Below are 15,657 nucleotides of genomic sequence, written 5' to 3'. Positions count from 1 at the left end.
AAAAGCTCGACCGCCAACAGCCTATCTACAGGGGGCCGCGCCACGTTGTTGCTTACCAACGAAGGTCTCGCTGCCCCGCCAGGGCCTGCGGTCCAAGCCATTGAGCCCCACGCAACAATGGCGTCAACTGCGCTTCAGGCTGCAGCTGGAACACCACCTGCACCTGGCGTCCTGGCAGGTCGGCATCCACGGTCAGTTGATGTTGCCCTTGCTGCGCCAACTGCCCGCGCAGGTGCCAGCCACTGCGGCAATCCATTTCCAGCCAGCCGTGCCCAAGGCCCAGGGACCAAGGGTCGCTGAGGGCTAGGTCGGTTACGATCACGCGGCCTTCACTGGCCTGGCATTGGCGCCCTGCCCCCTGCATCCTCAACACACCCTGCCACTGGCCGGCCAGGCGGTAATCCGTCGAGACCGTCGCCAAAGCCCCCTTGGCTGATGCCTCCAGCCGCCAATGCCAAGGCCAGCCTTCTGCACGCAACTGCCAGGCCTGGCCCTGGAACCCCACTTGCGCATTAGCCTGCAAGCGCCAGGGCTGCAGCGTCCAGCGCAAAGGCCCGACCGGCCCCCATTGTTGTGCCTGCCCTTGCCAGAGGCTTCCACCAACATCGCGTACCGGCAGGCCGAACGCACGCACCACCCAATTGGCCGGAAGCTCGATAAACAGCGTGAGCACGAATACCAATAGCACCCAGGCCATTGCTGCACTGCGGCTCATGGCTGCACCACCAGGTCGAATCGCAAAGCCTTGCCCTGCTGCTCCAGCCCCCATTGCAACGGCAATGCGCCTTCTGCACGCAGGCTCTGCACCCAGCCTTGCAGCATGCGCTCATCGGCCACCTGCCCACGCAGTTGCCAGGCCTTGCCTTGCGTATCGACTTCAATCAGTTCGACCCCACGGGCCTGGGCCGACTGACGTAGCCGCTCCAGGTTCAAACCGGGCCCGCCTTGGAGGCTGGCCGCCTGTTCGGCCAGCACACGCCACTGGCCAAGCACGCGCCATTGCGCAATGCCTTCGCGCAGGGCCAGGAAGGCCAGCAGCAGGGCGATCAGTCCCCAGGCGAACGTGATGCGATGACGCTGCAGCCAGTCACGGTTCATGAGGCTGCTCCCAGGTCGAAGATCACTTGGCCATCTTGAACCTGCACTGTGGCGCCAGCGGCAGCCGCCATATCAGGCCATGGCGGCGCACTGCCCTCGCCCTCCAGGCGCAGGTGCCAACGCTGACCATCGAAGCGCACCGCTTGCAGGCGCAAGCCGGGGTTGTCACGCAGCCAGGTCTGCAAGCGAGCCTGCAGGTCGTCTAGCTGACGTGTACGCAGTTGCTGCTGCAGTACGCTCTCGCGCAGGCGCTTGAGGGCCTGTGCCGCGTGCCGAGGGCTGGCCTGCTCCCCGGTCACGGCAATGACCTGGCTGCGCCAGAGTTGCGCCTGACGCCATTGCTGACTCAACCACAGGCCACCCCAAACGGTAGCCAGCACCAGGCAAGCTGCCAGCAGCCGCTGCTGCTGGCGGGAGGCGGCCGGCAACGAGCGCACCTTGCGGGCGCGGTCGAACAGGCCGGGCAGTGTGTCGAGCGGCGCAAATACGGTTGGCCAATTGCCGCTCAGCGACGTCCTGTGCAGCACTGCCCACGGTGGCTGCGGCACGCCACCCAAGGCATCAGGCCACGCCAGCCAGTGCTCCTGTCCATCTTCGGCCAAGCCTTTGTAGAGCGACATGCCGGGGGTGCGTTGCCATTGCCAGGCGCATCCTGGCTCGGGTGATGGCAGCAGCTGCAGCTCCGCCCAGCAACGTACCGTCTGCAAGCCCCATTCGGCGCATTGGCCACGCCAGTCATCCAGCTGCTGACGCGCCACTACCAACAGACGAAGGTACCCCGGTTCACGGGCCAGGCAAGCACAGGCCACCTCATGCGGGGCCTGCAGCAAGCGATCCTCAAGCAGCAAAGGCCATTCTTCGCGCTTGAGCCCGGGCGGGGCCGGCACGCGAAAATGGCTGCACGCCTCGGCAGGCAGAACCAGCGCAACATGGGCCTGCGGGTTGGCCGGTGGCTCGCCCTGCCCCTCGCTTTGCAAAATACCGTCCTGAACCAGTGCCCAGTGCCAGACAGCACCCGGGCGCAGCAGCAGCCACGCCTGGGCCGGCGTACGCCGTCGCCATTCAAGTTTCATGAGCGCCCCCATGGAAGGGCGAAGGTGCAGACATAGGGGGCTCCATCACGCAGCAGTTCCAGACGCACACCACGACCTGGGTGCACCGGTTGGTCAGAAGGCCAGGCCAGCCAGCGGCCGCCCTGGTAGAACAGAACGTTCATGGCGCTGACCTGGTCGAGTCGTTCGCGCTGTACCCAGCGCGGGGCGCCAGCGGCGTACAGGTCCGCCGAGCTTTCCAGCAGCAGGCGTTGCTCGCGGGCCTCGAACCGCAGGCGCTGGCGTTGCAGGCGCGAGCCACCTTCGGCTGCCGGCAGGCCGGTGCTGGCGACCCACAGCAACTGGTTGCTGGCGGGCTGCCAGTCCAGCCAACGGCTGGCCAGCGGCAGACGCTGGTCGTAGACACGGCGCAGCACCGGGCTGTCGAAGCGCCGCTCCAGGGCCAGGCAAAAGTCCAGCACCGAGATTTGCCGAGTGGTGTCCTGCAGGCGTTCGCGCACCTTCAGCCAGCCATTGACCAGCGCGGCGAGCATGATGCCAAGAACGGCAGTCAGGGCCAGGGCGACCATCAGTTCGATCAGGGTCAGGCCGGTTTGGCGGTGTTTCATGGGCGCTCCAGAAACACGGTGTACTGGCCCAGTGGCAGGCGCTGGTCGCGGTCGGCGAACAATTGCAGTTCGCCACGGCGCAGGTCTCGCACGCCGGTGCGGCGCAGTTGCAGTTGCCAGTGACACCGCTGGCCACCTTGGCCGAGCTCGCCGGCTACCTGGTTTTCGGCAGGCCAGTACTGCTCGACGGCAAAGCGGGCTTGCAGCTCACGCGCGCACAACAGGCCAAGGCGGTGCTGTTGCAGGTTGTCCTGAACGGCCAGCCGCTGGTGCAGTACCTGGCTGGTGATCACCGCCAGCACGGCAGCGATTGCCAGGGCTACGGTCACCTCCAGCAGAGTGAAACCACGCTGTGCTTGCTTCATGGCACTAACCACATGCCATCGGTGCGGCTCCAGGCCCATTGCTGACTGCCATCGGCCCAGCGCCAGCGCACACTACCCGCCTGCGCCCAGCCATGCGGCGTGAACAGTACGCGCGGTTGCGGGCTGGCCGGCCAGTCCGGGTGCAGGCCCTTGGGCCAGTCGCCGAGCGGGACCGCTTCGACCACCCAGGCATTGCCCTCGCCGCGGACGAACTCCGGTCGCTGGCCATTCCAGCGCAACCCGCGCAGTTGCCCCGCATGCCGGGCCAGTGCGGCCTGGCCGCGGACCTCGACCGCCAGCCGTTGCAGGGCCTGCTCGACACTGGCCTGGCCGTTGCCAAGGCCGGCCACCGCCAGCCCGGTCATCAGCCCGGCGATAGCCAACACCACCAGCAGCTCGATCAGGCTGAAGCCACGCTGACCGCGCACCGGTTACAGCGCCCAGTTACCCAGGTCGGCATCCTGGCCTTCGCCGCCCGGCAGGCCATCGGCGCCCAGCGAGTACACATCGACCCGGCCATGTTCACCGGGCATGCGGTACTGATAAGGGGTGCCCCACGGGTCTTCCGGCAGGCGACGCACGTAGCCATCACTGCGCCAGGCCCGAGGCAGCGGCTCCTGAGCCGGCTTTTTCACCAGCGCGGCCAGGCCCTGTTCGTTGCTGGGGAAGCGCAGGTTGTCCAGGCGATACATGTCCAGCGCCTGCTCCAGGGTGGCCAGGTCGGCCATCACCTTCTGCTTCATGGCCTTGTCCTGGTTGCCCAGCACGCTGGGCGCTACCACGGCAATCAGCAGGCCGATGATAAAGATCACCACCATGATTTCCATGAGGGTGAAACCGCGTTGGCGGTTACGTCGATGCTGCATGGCAATACTCCTCGTCGTCACAATTGCAGGCCCTGGTTGAGTTGCATGATCGGCAGCAGCACCGCCAGCACGATGAACAGCACCACGGCGCCCATCACCAGGATCATCAGGGGTTCGAACAGCGCCATGGCGGTATCGACCTGGCGGGCAAAGCCGCGCTCCTGGTCGTCGGCCACGCGCTCGAGCATGTCCGCCAGGGTGCCGCTGGCCTCGCCGCTGCCAACCATGTTCACCAGCAGCGGCGGGAATTGCTGGCTGGCATCCAGCGCACGGTGCAGGCTGGTGCCGCCCTGCACGTGTTGGCGCACCTGCTCCATGGCCAGGCGGATACGCCGGTTGCCGATGGTTTCGGTGGCCACTTGCAAGGCTTCGAGCAGGGCCACGCCACTGCCACAGAGAATCGCCAGGCTGCGCGCCAGACGCGCGCTTTCCAGCACCTGCAGCAGGTTGCCAATACGCGGCAGGCGCAGCAGCAGCTGGTCGCGACGCAGGCACCAGTGCGGTTTGCGCAACAACCAGCCAGCCAGCCCCCCGAGCAACAGCGCCACCCCTAACAACCAGGGCCCGGCGTGCACCAGCCCCTGGCTCAGGCCGATCAGCAACGAGGTGATCAGCGGCAGGCTTTGCCCGGCATGGGCGAATTGCTCGGTGAGTTTGGGCACGACGAACGTCATCAGGCCAATCACCACGGCCAGCGACACACCCATCAGCACAGCGGGGTAGATCAGCGCTGTGCGGGCCTTGTGTTGCTGGCGTTGCACCTGCTCCAGGTGGTCGGCCAAGCGGGTCAGCACCTGGGCCAGGTGCCCGGAACGTTCGCCGGCCTCGACCAGCGCGCAGTACAAGCCAGTGAACGGTGCGCCCTGCCGGGCCAGGCTGCGGGCCAGGCCCAGGCCTTCGGCGAGTGAGCCGCGCAAGGCCACCAGCACACTGTGCAGGGCAGGCTGACGCAGTTGCCGTTCAAGGGTGGCAAGGGCATCGACCAAGGGAATGCCGGCCCCGGTCAAGGTGGCCAGCTGACGGGTCAGCTCACACAGCTGGGCGCGGCTCAGGCGCTGGCGTCGGGGTTGTCGGCTGCCGGCGTCATGACGCTGCAACTGGCGGGCGAACAGGCCCTGCTCGCGCAACAGCTGGCGGGCGTGGCGTTCACTGTCAGCCTGCAGGCTGGCCTTGTGCGATTTGCCGGCGAGGTCAACGGCCTGGTAGCGATAGGTCGGCATGCCTTAGCCCTGCACCACGCGCAGCACTTCGGCCAGGCTGGTCTCACCGCGAGCCAGGCAATCGCTGGCCATCGCCACCAGGCTTTGGCGCCGGTCAGCCAGATAGTCCTGCATGGCCAGCTCACTGGCGCCGTCGTACAACAGGCCGATGAGCCCAGCGTCCAGCTCGATGAATTCGTACAACCCCAGTCGCCCGATATAACCGCTGCCCTGGCACTGCTCGCAACCCACGGCGTGATAAGAGCAGCCCAACGCCGCAAGCTCAGGCCATAGCTCGCGCTCGGCAGCCTGTAGCGGGTGCGCCACGGCACAGCTGCACAAACGCCGCACCAGGCGCTGGGCCAGGACGCCGCGCAGGCACGAGGCGATCAGGAAGGGCTCGATGCCCATGTCGCGCAGGCGGGTCACTGCGCCTACCGCATTGTTGGTGTGCAAGGTCGACAGCACCAGGTGGCCGGTGAGGCTGGCCTGCACGGCGATCTGCGCAGTCTCCTGATCGCGGATTTCGCCGAGCATGATCACGTCAGGGTCCTGACGCAGGATGGCGCGCAGGCCACTGGCAAACGTCAGCCCGGCACGCGGGTTGATGGCGGTTTGGCCAATGCCGGCGATGGCGTACTCCACCGGGTCCTCGACGGTGAGGATGTTGCGGCTGCCATCGTTGAGGCTGTTCAGGCTGGCGTACAAGGTCGTGGTCTTGCCCGAACCGGTCGGCCCGGTGGACAGCACAATGCCGTTGGGCCGCGCCAGGCAACTGCGCAGGCCCTGCAATACCGCTGCCGGCATGCCCAGGTTATCCAGCGCCAGCAGGCTGGCCTGCTTGTCGAGCACGCGCATCACCACCCGCTCGCCGTGGATGCCGGGCAAGGTCGAGACTCGTACGTCCACTTCGCGCCCCGCCGCGCGCAAGGTGATGCGGCCGTCCTGGGGCTGACGCTTTTCCGCAATGTCCAGGCGGGCCATGACCTTGATCCGTGATACCAGCATGGCCGACAACGCACGTGGAGGACGCAGCACCTCACGCAGGTGGCCATCGACCCGCAGACGCACCACCAGGCTCTGCTCGAAGGTCTCGATATGGATATCCGAGGCGCGCAGCCGCAGCGCCTGGCCGAACAGGCCGTTGATCAGGCGGATCACCGGGGCTTCGTCGTCGCTTTCAAGCAGGTCTTCGATGCGCGGCATCTCGCTCATCAGGCTATCCAGGTCGACCTGGTCGCCGATGCCTTCGATCAACGCTTCGGTGGCGGCATCGCCGGCCTGGTACAGCTGGCCAAGGCGCTCGTCGAACAGCGCAGGTTCCAGGTATTCGAGCAGGCTTGGCTGGCCATGCACACGCAGCAACTCCTGCAACTGGGCATTGTCGGCGTCGGGCCGCAGCCATAGCTGCCAGCCCTGCTCTGCCGGGGCCATGGCCACTCCGCTCTGCCGTGCCTGGCGATAGGGCAGCATCACCAGTCACCGCCTTCCAGGCGTGCGCGGCTGGCGGGGAATACCTGCAGCAGCCGCGTGCCCTCTGCAAGGTCCGGCAACTGCAGCGGTGTGGTCTGCTGCAAGGTGCGGTACTTGTCTTCACTGAGGCCCGCCAGGCTCGGCCCGTCGCGCAGGATACGCGGGCGGATGAACACCATCAGGTTCTGCTTGGTATTGCGGGTGGCATCGGAGCGGAACAACCGGCCAAGATAAGGAATGTCGCCGAGCAGTGGCACACGCTGGTCGCTGGTACTCAACTCGTCGCTGATCAGCCCGCCAAGTATCACCAGGCCGTTGTCCTCGACCATGACCTTGGTCTTGATCTCGCGCTTGTTGGTGATCACGTCGCTGGCCGAGCTGGTGTCGGCAATCGACGACACCTCCTGGACGATGTCCAGGCGCACGCTGTTGTCGATATTGATCTGCGGCTTGATGCGCAGCTTCACCCCGACTTCCTTGCGCTCGATGGTCTGGTACGGGTTGGCGTTGTTCTGCGTCACGGAGCCGGTGACGAAGGGCACCTCCTGGCCGACCAAAATCGACGCTTCGGCGTTGTCCAGGGTCAGCAAGGTGGGCGTGGACAGCAGGTTGAAGCCGCTCTTGCCCTTCAGCGCGTTGACCAGCATGGCGAAGTTGAAGCCACCGCCGAAATGGCCGATGCCCGCCGTGGCACCGGTGGTGGTGGACAACAGATCGCCCAGGGCCTCGTTGTCGCCACTGGCGGCGGCGCCGGCGATGCTGGCGATATTCACCCCGTTACTGCCGAAGTTGACGATACCGGCGCCGAACTTCTCGTCGGCGAACAGCCACTGCACGCCCAGCTCCTGGGCGCTGCTGTCGGACACCTCGGCGATGATCGCTTCGACCACCACCTGGGCACGGCGAATATCCAGTTGCTCGACAATGGCCCGGTACGCCGCCAGCTCGCTGTCGGGGCCGACCATGACCACGGCATTGGTACCTTCTTCGTATTCCAGGCGGATGCCCGAGCCACCGGCGGCTGGCACCACCGGCCGGTCCTTGCCCTCTGCCTCACCCGCGCCTTCAACCGGCACCGCCCCTTCCTGGCTGAGCCCTCGCAGCACCTTGACCACTTCGCCGGCATTGGCATGGCGCAAGTAGATCACCTGGGTGCTGCCGCTGCCCGGTACCTCTTGAGGGCGGTCGAGCTGGCGCAGCAGGCTGGCGATGCGTTCGAGGTTGCTGCGCCAGTCAGTCACCACCAACTGGTGCGCCGCCGGGTACGGTGTAATAACCCCAACTCGCGGGTCGATCAGCGGTTTGAGGATGCCCAGTACCTGTTCGCTGGCGGCGTTGCGCACGCTGAATACGCGGGTGGCCACGCTGTCGCTGCCCTCGCCCTGCTGCCCGCCCGCCTCCACTGGCACCGGCTCCAGGCGCGCGGCCTGGTCGGGCACGATTTTCACGCTGCCGTTGGGCAGGTCGACGGTGGCATAGCCCTGGGCGCGCAGTTGGGCCAGGAAGATGTCGTAGATGGCGTCGGCGTCGTGCAGGTCGACGGTGCGCACGGTGACCTTGCCCTTGACCCGGGGGTCGACGATGAAGGTGGTGCCGGTGATGCGCGACACGCTGTCGATGAACTCGCCGAGTTCGGTATCGACGAAATTCACTTCGTACATCGGCGTACCGTTGTCATCGAACACCGGCTCTTGGGCATAGGCCATGGACAAGGCCAGGCTCAGCGCAGCCGCCATGCAGTATCTAACAGGCATCGTTCATCCTTGCCGCTTGAAGCCGGTCACGGCGGGGCGTGGCGGCCAGGGCAGGCGCTCACGCCGCCCCTGGTTGTTGAAAATCAGGCCATCGCTGTCGATGTCCTGCAGCACGATCCCTGGCGCCAGGCGCTGACCGCGGGCCAGGGTGCGCACTTGCTCGCCGTAGCGCAGCACCACCACACTGGCGGCCAATGGCTGGGCCTTGAGGCCGCCGAGGTATTGCAGCGGCAGACGAGTGATGGTGATGGCGCCGTCGTCGGGCGGCGCCTGCCAGTGACCAACCATCAGCCCGGGCAGCGGGCTGTCGGCCACCGCAGGCGCCGTGGCCGGGTGTGGCTGCCGGCTCAACTGCAGCACACACTGCGCAGAAAGCCAGCCGGCCAGGGTCAGGCCAGCACCGGTGAGCAGACGCGAGGTGAGCATCACGAGGCCAATTGCCGTGGGTGCCAGCCTGGGTGCCCCTGCACGTAACGCACTTCGGGCAGTTGCAGCGGCGCCAGTTGCCAATCCTCAGGCTGGCGGGCGAGCCAGGCCTCGACCCGCTGCCACAGTGGCTCGCCGGCCTGGCTTTCGAACTGCAGGCCAAAGGTGCGGCACAGGCCCTGCACCGGCTCCAACCCCGTGATGCGCTTGCCTTGCGGGCTGTAGCTGACGCTCCAGGCCTGGCCCTGCCAGCGCGGCAGGTCCTGGCTGTTGTCCAGCAGCAGCGGGTCACCGAACAATTGCTCAGCGGCGTTTTCCAGCACTTGCTCAACCTGCCGGGCCGGTGCCTCGACCACTGGCGCGGGGTAGCCTCCGGTAAGGCTGATCAGATGTTCGCGGGTAATGGCCGCCCCCGCTGCCAGCGGGTAGTCATAACGCAAGCCCGGCAGCAACACGGGCATGCTGCTATCGTCGGCCAAGGCTTGATGCAGCAGGCAGTCCCAGCTACCGCCACGGGTATCGCGGCGCCACAAGGCCTGGGGCGCGCGGGCCAGCGGCTGGTCGAGCCAGGCCGCGTGGCCGGCCCGTTGCTGGCGCAGTTGCGCCTGCAATTGCGCGACACGCAGCTGCGCGGCAGGCGCCAGTTGCTGTTCAAAGGCCGGGAAAAAACGCCCGTCGAACTGCCACTGGCCGGCCACACGCTGGCAGCGCAGGCGGAAGGCACCGCTGCCCCGGCAGCCGGCAAACAGCACCGGCACGCGCCGACCGCTGGCCTGGGTGGCCTCGACCGGTGCGGGCCACAGGTCCTGACCACGGGCGCACAACAGCACGTCGATTTGCGGCACCCGTTCAGCCAGCCACAGGCCGGGGCCCGTGCCTGCATCGGCCATGGCCACCACCAGGTCAGCCTCGTGCCGGGCTTGCTCGAATACCGGCAGCAGAGACTGGTACCACTGTTTGAGTGAGGCTTTCTGATCCTGGGCGTACGGGTCGGTCACGCCAACCACTGCAATACGGGCACCGCCGCGCTCGAAAACGTGCAGGGCTTGCACACCCAGTGCCTGGCGTTGTGCGTCTGCCAGCCCGGCGCCGAGGGTAATGGCGCTGGCCTGGCGATACAGGCCCGTGCTGCGTTGTGGCCACAGCACACGCTCGTCGCTGCTGACCCGCGCTTCGATGCCCAGCAGCTGGCTGCCTTGCACACCACTTTCGCCCTGGGTCAGGTAGGCCAGGCCACTGCCATTCCAGCCCTGGCCGTTTTCCAGGGTCAGGCTGTTGCCCGCACCGGCCTCGCCACGCAGTTGTTCCAGCAACGCCGCGAGTACCGCATAACCGCCCAGCTGGGCTGTCGTTGCCTGGCGGGCATCGAGCAGCGGCGCCAGTTGCGGGTAGGCGATACTGGCGCTGCGGCCGGTCATCCAGGGCGCACGGCCCAAGTGGCTGACCGGCCCCAACCGGGTAGCCGGTACCACCGCCTGGCCAGGCTGGCGGGCATCGAGGGTATCGGCGACGTACAGCAAGTCGAGCTGGGCATTGCCGCCCTGCTGCCCTGGGAAGGCTGTGCAGGCGCCGAGCAGCGGTGCCAAGGCACCGATACCCATCCAGCCGATCACTTCGCGCCTGTGCACACTGCTCGCCATCGCATCCGCCATCCTTAACCACGTCCATTCAGGGACCCGGATGTTGCGGCGTTGGCATTACAGTTTGATGGCAGAAATCCGACAGCAATTCCAATTTGATCTGTAGACCAAAAATTTAAGAACTGGCAGTTTTAAAAGCTCGTTAACATTTCTGCCAAGGAATCATCACACTTGCGCCTTAAAGTCGCGGTTTCCTCCAACTCAGCCAACACAAGGACACCCTGATGAGTCGAGATACCGGCGACAACCTGGACCGGAACCAAAGCGGCAACCTGCCGATGGCCAACGTCATGGACGCCTACCTGAGCCGCCGCAGCGTGATGCGCGGCAGCCTGGGCGCCGCCATCGCCATGATTGCCGGTACCGGCCTGACAGGCTGCTTCGACGGTGGTGGTTCCGATCACGATGATCCGGTCACCGAGCCACCGGTGACCGAACCGCCAGTCACCGAGCCGGAAGTGCCGAAACTGGCACTGGGCTTCCAGTCCATCCCAGGCTCGCGCACCGACGCCTGTGTGGTCGCCGCCGGCTACAGCGCCTACGTGCTGGCGCCCTGGGGTACGCCACTGAACAGCAACGGCAACCCGTGGAAGTCCGACGGCAGCAACACCTCGACCGACCAGGCCAACGCCATGGGCATGCACCACGACGGCATGCACTTCTTCCCCATCAACGGCAGCTCGGAAGACGGCCTGCTGGCGATCAATTTCGAGTACATCGACACTGCCGCCCTGCACCCGGCCGGCCCCACTACCGATGTCAACGGCAAGCGCCCAGTTGAAGAAGTGCGCAAGGAAATCAACGCACACGGTGCGGGCGTCGTACGCCTGCAGAAAATCAACGGCCGTTGGCAGGTGGTCGACAACGACCCGCTGAACCGTCGCTTCACCACTGCTTCACGCATGGAGATCACCGGCCCGCTGCGTGGCACCGACCACGTCAAGACCAAATACTCCACTGCTGGCACCCACTGCCGTGGCACCAACAACAACTGCGGCAACGGCTATACCCCGTGGGGCACCTACCTGACCTGCGAAGAGAACTGGCCGGGCATTTTCGTCAACAAAGGCACCCGCCCCGAGGACCAGCGCCGCATTGGCGTGGGCACTTCCAGCGGCCAGTACAAGTGGGAAAGCGCTGCCGGTGACGCCAGCGAAGTGGACGACGAATTCGCCCGCTTCGACGTTACCGTCAAAGGCGCCAGCGCCACCGACGACTATCGCAACGAAGCCAGCACCTACGGCTACATCGTCGAGATCGACCCGTACAACAGCAGCACCCTGGCCACCAAACGCACCGCGCTGGGCCGCTTCCGTCACGAGGGCTGCGCCCCCGGCCTGCCCGTCGCCGGCAAGCCGCTGGTGTGGTACATGGGTGACGACTCGAACAACGAGTACCTGTACAAGTGGGTGTCCACCGCCGTGTGGGACCCCGCCGACGCCACCCCGGCCGACCGCCTGGCCACCGGCGCCAAGTACCTCGACCAAGGCAAGCTCTACGTGGCCCGCTTCAATGCCGACGGCACCGGTGTATGGCTGCTGCTGGACGTGGCCACCGCCACCACCGCCGGCAGCACCCTGGGTGCGCTGTATGGTGACCTGCCGGGCATCATCCTCAACACCCGTGGTGCCGGCGATGCCGTGGGCGCAACGCCGATGGACCGCCCGGAGTGGACCACGGTCAACCCGCTGAACGGCGACGTATACCTGACCCTGACCAACAACAGTGCACGCACCCCGGACAAGGTCGATGCAGCGAACCCACGCGGCCCGAACCGCCACGGCCACATCATTCGCTGGCACGACAGCGACGACCAGCTGAGCTTTACCTGGGACATCTTCGTGTTCGGCGCCAACGCTGCCGGCACCGCCGACATCAACCGCTCCGGCCTGACCGAACTGAACCAGTTCGCCAGCCCCGACGGCATGAGCTTCGATAGCCGAGGCGTGCTGTGGTTCGAGACCGACAACGGCGAAACCACCTTGACCGACTACACCAACGACCAGCTGCTGGCGGTGATCCCTACCGACCTGGTGGATGCCAGCGGCAAGCAGGTGCCGGTGAACGCACAGAACCAGGTGGACCTGCGGCGCTTCTTTGTCGGGCCAAATGGTTGCGAGGTGACCGGGATTACCTTTACCCCGGACAACAAGACGCTGTTCGTCAACATTCAACACCCGGACAACTGGCCGTATACCGACAAGGCAACCGATGCAACGCCGGCTGGGGCTACCGTACGGCCGCGGGCTTCGACGGTGGTGATCCAGCGTATTGATGGTGGGGAGATCGGGACCGTTTGATCCCGTGCCGGTCAGCCAACTTTTGCTGGCTGTACCGGCCTCTTCGCGGGCAAGCCCGCTCCTACGGGGGGTTCACTGGTTTCAGAACCAGCGTAGGGGCGGATTTGCCCGCTAAGAGGTCGGTGAACGTTACCAGGCTATCGGCTCCCGGCTACGCACCCGCACTTGTTGCGCAGGTACACGGGCATGCCATTGCACCACCCCCAGCGCCTCCACCTGGAATTCGCTGCGCATCACCCGCCCCTCTTCCTCGAACGACAGCTGCAACAGAAAATGCCCGCTGTTGAGCAGCAGCCCTTCGCTCAACCGTTCGAACGTTTCGTCATCCACCGCCCCAAGCGCCTGACGCAGTGCAGCCGCGTCCACAAACCCCGACGCCGGCCTGCCGCTGACAATGCGACTGAGCAACGAACGCGAGTAACGCCCTTCATACAGCGCCTCCAGCAGGGGCAGATGCTCCAACCCCAGCGCATTGGCGTTGAGCCGCCAACCCGTGGTCTGGGGCAAGGCGCACAGCATCGGGTAACGCGCCTGGCGGCTGGCGTCCGGCTCCAGCAACAGGTTCAGCTCGCTGGTGTCGAGCATCGGCTGGTCAGCCGCCAGCCGTGGCGGTTGCTGACGCAGGTACTGGGCGCTCTCGGCGCCCTGCAGGCGGGCATCACTGTCGGCATCAAGCCAGTCGGCCAGGGCATCGACCAGGCGTTCGGCCGCCATGTCATTGCCCAGTAAGTAACGCAACTGGCGCTCGGCGCGTTCGCCGTCGGCGCCGAGCAATGCATTGACGTTGAAGCAGGTGTGCTGGTCGCGTACCCGCAACTGCGCCTGGCCAGCGCCAAAGTCGTAGTTCAGCGGCTGCCCGCGCAAGGCTTGCCAGAACAGCGGACTGAGCCGCCAGGCGGGGTCACGCAGGGCCTGCCCGGCATAGGCCAGGCCGGCCTGCTCCATGGCCCGCACCTGCACTCGCTGGTGCAGCAGGCGCACTTCGTCGACCTGACGCCGGCCATCTTCCACCAGCCAGGCCATGCCCGCCGCCAGCATTGCCAGCACCACCATCACCATCAAAAGGGCCGCACCCTGCTGTTGCCTTCCACCCATCCGTGCATGCCTCGCTCGCGGAATAAAAACGCCAGTCAACACGCGGGGTGTTTCAGCTAGATGGCAATGCCCGTTCGTCATGTGCACGTCATCTAGGCAAGGCAGGATTGCCCTTCCTTTTCATGACCTTACAGGAGTGGTCGCTATGGGTGGCATTGGAATCTGGCAACTGGTGATCGTACTGCTGATCGTGTTCTTGCTGTTTGGTACCAAGCGCCTGAAGGGCCTGGGTAGCGATGTGGGCGAGGCGATCCAGGGTTTTCGCAAGTCCATGGGTGGTGACAATGACGCCAGCGCCGCTGACCAGGCGCATGTGCAGCAACAGTGCCCGCTGAACGGCCAAGTTGCCCAGCAATCTCAAGCGGACCGCCAGGCCTGATGTTCGAGGTAGGCTTCAGCGAGTTGCTGCTGATCGGCGTCGTCGCGCTGTTGGTGCTGGGCCCCGAGCGCCTGCCGGTGGCAGCCCGTACCCTCGGCCGCGGCCTGGGCCAGGCGCGCCGGGCCATGCACGCCTTGCGCACGCAGGTGGAGCGCGAAATCGAGATGCCCAACCTCGACCAGGCACCTCTGCAACGCCTGGAACAGGAGATCCGCCAGGGCATCAGCCTGAACGCGGAACCGGCCAATGATGCGGCCACGGCCGTGCTGCCCAAGGAAAATGCTTCATGAGTATCGCCATGGACCCTGCCGCGAGCATGCCCCTGACCGAACACCTGCGCGACCTGCGCAAACGCCTGGTGCGTTGCCTGGCGCTGGTGGCATTGGTGTTCGCCGGCCTGTTCCCCTTTGCCCAGACACTGTACACGCTCATATCCGAGCCGCTACGGCGCTTTTTGCCGGAAGGCGCGAGCATGATCGCCACCAGCGTCACCTCGCCCTTTCTGGCACCGTTCAAGCTGACCGCGATGTGCGCCCTGTTCCTGGCCATGCCGCTGCTGCTGCATCAGGCCTGGGGTTTTCTGGCGCCGGGGCTGTACCGCCGTGAACGGCGCATTGCCCTGCCGCTGCTGGTATCGAGCATCGTTTTGTTCTATGCCGGCATGGCGTTCGCGTTCTTTCTGGTTTTCCCGATGATGTTCGGTTTCTTTGCCAGCGTGACACCGGACGGCGTGGCGATGATGACCGATATCAGCCAGTACCTGGACTTTATCCTGGCGCTGTTTCTGGCGTTCGGGCTGGCGTTCGAGATCCCGGTGGCGACGTTCATCGTGGTCTGGGCAGGGTTGGCCGATGTGGCCACATTGCGGCGCAGCAGGCCCTACGTGGTCGTCGGGTGCTTTGTGGTGGGGATGATCCTGACACCGCCGGATGTGTTTTCGCAGACGATGCTGGCAGTGCCGATGTGGGTGCTGTTCGAGATGGGGTTGCTGGCTTGTGGAATGTTGAAGCGGCCGGAGCCAGGCAAGGAGATTGTGGCTGGATTGTAGGGCCCTTTCGCGGGCGTGCCCGCGAATAGCCGTGATGCGTTCTAGAACTCGGCGAGCCGCCAGACTTCATAGGCTGGCGTCTCGTACGGGTGGCTCTGCTTGAGCGCAGCGACGACCTGCACAATCAGCTCGTCAGCCACCACCAGCTCCACCTTCCACTCTTCCACCGCCTCGACCTGGCCCGCTTGCCCGAGGAACGGCTGGCTGCCGTCCAACGGGCGGAACTGGCCCTGGCCAAGGGTTTGCCAGGCGCAGTGGTCATAGTCACCGATGCGCCCGCCGCCCGCGGCGAACACAGCGGCCTTGACCACTTCGACATGGCTGGCGGGGACGAAGAAGGCGAGCTTGTACACG

The 15,657-nt window shown here is 65.7% G+C and carries 18 protein-coding genes; 4 read left to right on the top strand and 14 right to left on the bottom strand.

Annotated features, from left to right (window positions below; genetic code table 11):
• Window positions 1-52: 52 nt before the first annotated feature.
• The 12 genes from LU682_RS05590 to LU682_RS05535 are packed head-to-tail and all read right to left on the bottom strand — an operon-like array spanning window position 53 to window position 10,481.
• Complete coding sequence (locus tag LU682_RS05590; RefSeq protein WP_049588502.1) at window positions 53-715, bottom strand: general secretion pathway protein GspN; 663 nt, start codon at window positions 713-715, stop codon at window positions 53-55.
• Entirely contained in the window at window positions 712-1,098 is a 387-nt protein-coding gene (gene gspM / locus LU682_RS05585; RefSeq protein WP_010952229.1) for a type II secretion system protein GspM, read from the bottom strand. Before gspM ends, LU682_RS05590 begins: the two co-directional genes overlap by 4 nt.
• Window positions 1,095-2,171 (bottom strand): type II secretion system protein GspL, encoded by a 1,077-nt coding sequence (gene gspL / locus LU682_RS05580; protein WP_232857302.1) that lies wholly within the window; start codon window positions 2,169-2,171, stop codon window positions 1,095-1,097. Before gspL ends, gspM begins: the two co-directional genes overlap by 4 nt.
• Complete coding sequence (locus tag LU682_RS05575) at window positions 2,168-2,758, bottom strand: prepilin-type N-terminal cleavage/methylation domain-containing protein (protein WP_010952227.1); 591 nt, start codon at window positions 2,756-2,758, stop codon at window positions 2,168-2,170. Before LU682_RS05575 ends, gspL begins: the two co-directional genes overlap by 4 nt.
• Window positions 2,755-3,123, bottom strand: coding sequence for a type II secretion system protein GspI (locus LU682_RS05570; protein ID WP_049588499.1), 369 nt, complete (start codon window positions 3,121-3,123; stop codon window positions 2,755-2,757). The genes LU682_RS05575 and LU682_RS05570 overlap by 4 nt, the downstream gene beginning before the upstream one ends.
• Window positions 3,120-3,551, bottom strand: a complete 432-nt coding sequence (gspH, locus tag LU682_RS05565; protein ID WP_232885716.1) for a type II secretion system minor pseudopilin GspH — start codon at window positions 3,549-3,551, stop codon at window positions 3,120-3,122. The genes LU682_RS05570 and gspH overlap by 4 nt, the downstream gene beginning before the upstream one ends.
• Before the next feature lie 3 nt (window positions 3,552-3,554).
• Entirely contained in the window at window positions 3,555-3,989 is a 435-nt protein-coding gene (gene gspG / locus LU682_RS05560) for a type II secretion system major pseudopilin GspG (RefSeq protein WP_003254997.1), read from the bottom strand.
• A gap of 17 nt (window positions 3,990-4,006) precedes the next feature.
• Entirely contained in the window at window positions 4,007-5,209 is a 1,203-nt protein-coding gene (gspF, locus tag LU682_RS05555; protein WP_010952223.1) for a type II secretion system inner membrane protein GspF, read from the bottom strand.
• Between the two features lie 3 nt (window positions 5,210-5,212).
• On the bottom strand, window positions 5,213-6,661 hold the full coding sequence (locus tag LU682_RS05550) for a GspE/PulE family protein (RefSeq protein WP_049588498.1): 1,449 nt from the start codon (window positions 6,659-6,661) through the stop codon (window positions 5,213-5,215).
• Window positions 6,661-8,397 (bottom strand): type II secretion system secretin GspD, encoded by a 1,737-nt coding sequence (gene gspD, locus LU682_RS05545; RefSeq protein ID WP_049588495.1) that lies wholly within the window; start codon window positions 8,395-8,397, stop codon window positions 6,661-6,663. The genes LU682_RS05550 and gspD overlap by 1 nt, the downstream gene beginning before the upstream one ends.
• A gap of 21 nt (window positions 8,398-8,418) precedes the next feature.
• On the bottom strand, window positions 8,419-8,841 hold the full coding sequence (locus tag LU682_RS05540) for a pilus assembly protein PilZ (RefSeq protein WP_049588493.1): 423 nt from the start codon (window positions 8,839-8,841) through the stop codon (window positions 8,419-8,421).
• Complete coding sequence (locus tag LU682_RS05535; protein WP_049588491.1) at window positions 8,841-10,481, bottom strand: bifunctional UDP-sugar hydrolase/5'-nucleotidase; 1,641 nt, start codon at window positions 10,479-10,481, stop codon at window positions 8,841-8,843. The genes LU682_RS05540 and LU682_RS05535 overlap by 1 nt, the downstream gene beginning before the upstream one ends.
• A gap of 224 nt (window positions 10,482-10,705) precedes the next feature.
• Between LU682_RS05535 and LU682_RS05530 the strand changes: the two genes are divergently transcribed.
• Window positions 10,706-12,781: a PhoX family protein gene (locus LU682_RS05530; RefSeq protein ID WP_010952218.1), complete on the top strand. Its 2,076-nt coding sequence runs from the start codon at window positions 10,706-10,708 to the stop codon at window positions 12,779-12,781.
• A gap of 129 nt (window positions 12,782-12,910) precedes the next feature.
• Here the strand turns inward: LU682_RS05530 and gspK are convergent, their stop codons facing one another.
• The gene (gene gspK / locus LU682_RS05525; RefSeq protein ID WP_010952217.1) at window positions 12,911-13,876 is read right to left on the bottom strand and encodes a type II secretion system minor pseudopilin GspK; all 966 of its coding nucleotides are present in this window, start codon (window positions 13,874-13,876) and stop codon (window positions 12,911-12,913) included.
• A 145-nt stretch (window positions 13,877-14,021) separates the two neighbouring features.
• Between gspK and tatA the strand changes: the two genes are divergently transcribed.
• From tatA to tatC, 3 genes are read left to right on the top strand one after another with little or no spacing between them, the layout of a single operon-like run.
• Complete coding sequence (gene tatA / locus LU682_RS05520) at window positions 14,022-14,255, top strand: twin-arginine translocase TatA/TatE family subunit (RefSeq protein WP_003255011.1); 234 nt, start codon at window positions 14,022-14,024, stop codon at window positions 14,253-14,255.
• A complete protein-coding gene (gene tatB, locus LU682_RS05515) occupies window positions 14,255-14,545 on the top strand; it encodes a Sec-independent protein translocase protein TatB (protein WP_003255013.1) in 291 nt (96 codons plus the stop codon). Before tatA ends, tatB begins: the two co-directional genes overlap by 1 nt.
• Entirely contained in the window at window positions 14,542-15,303 is a 762-nt protein-coding gene (gene tatC / locus LU682_RS05510) for a twin-arginine translocase subunit TatC (protein ID WP_010952216.1), read from the top strand. Before tatB ends, tatC begins: the two co-directional genes overlap by 4 nt.
• 41 nt (window positions 15,304-15,344) lie before the next feature.
• On the opposite strand, the gene LU682_RS05505 is transcribed toward tatC, so the two are convergent.
• Window positions 15,345-15,656, bottom strand: coding sequence for a YqfO family protein (locus LU682_RS05505; protein ID WP_010952215.1), 312 nt, complete (start codon window positions 15,654-15,656; stop codon window positions 15,345-15,347).
• Window position 15,657: the final 1 nt, after the last annotated feature.

This window comes from Pseudomonas alloputida (assembly GCF_021283545.2).
Classification (GTDB): domain Bacteria; phylum Pseudomonadota; class Gammaproteobacteria; order Pseudomonadales; family Pseudomonadaceae; genus Aquipseudomonas; species Aquipseudomonas alloputida.
The sequence above is the reverse complement of the archived record's forward strand: the minus strand, read 5'-3'. Positions and strand labels throughout refer to the sequence as shown.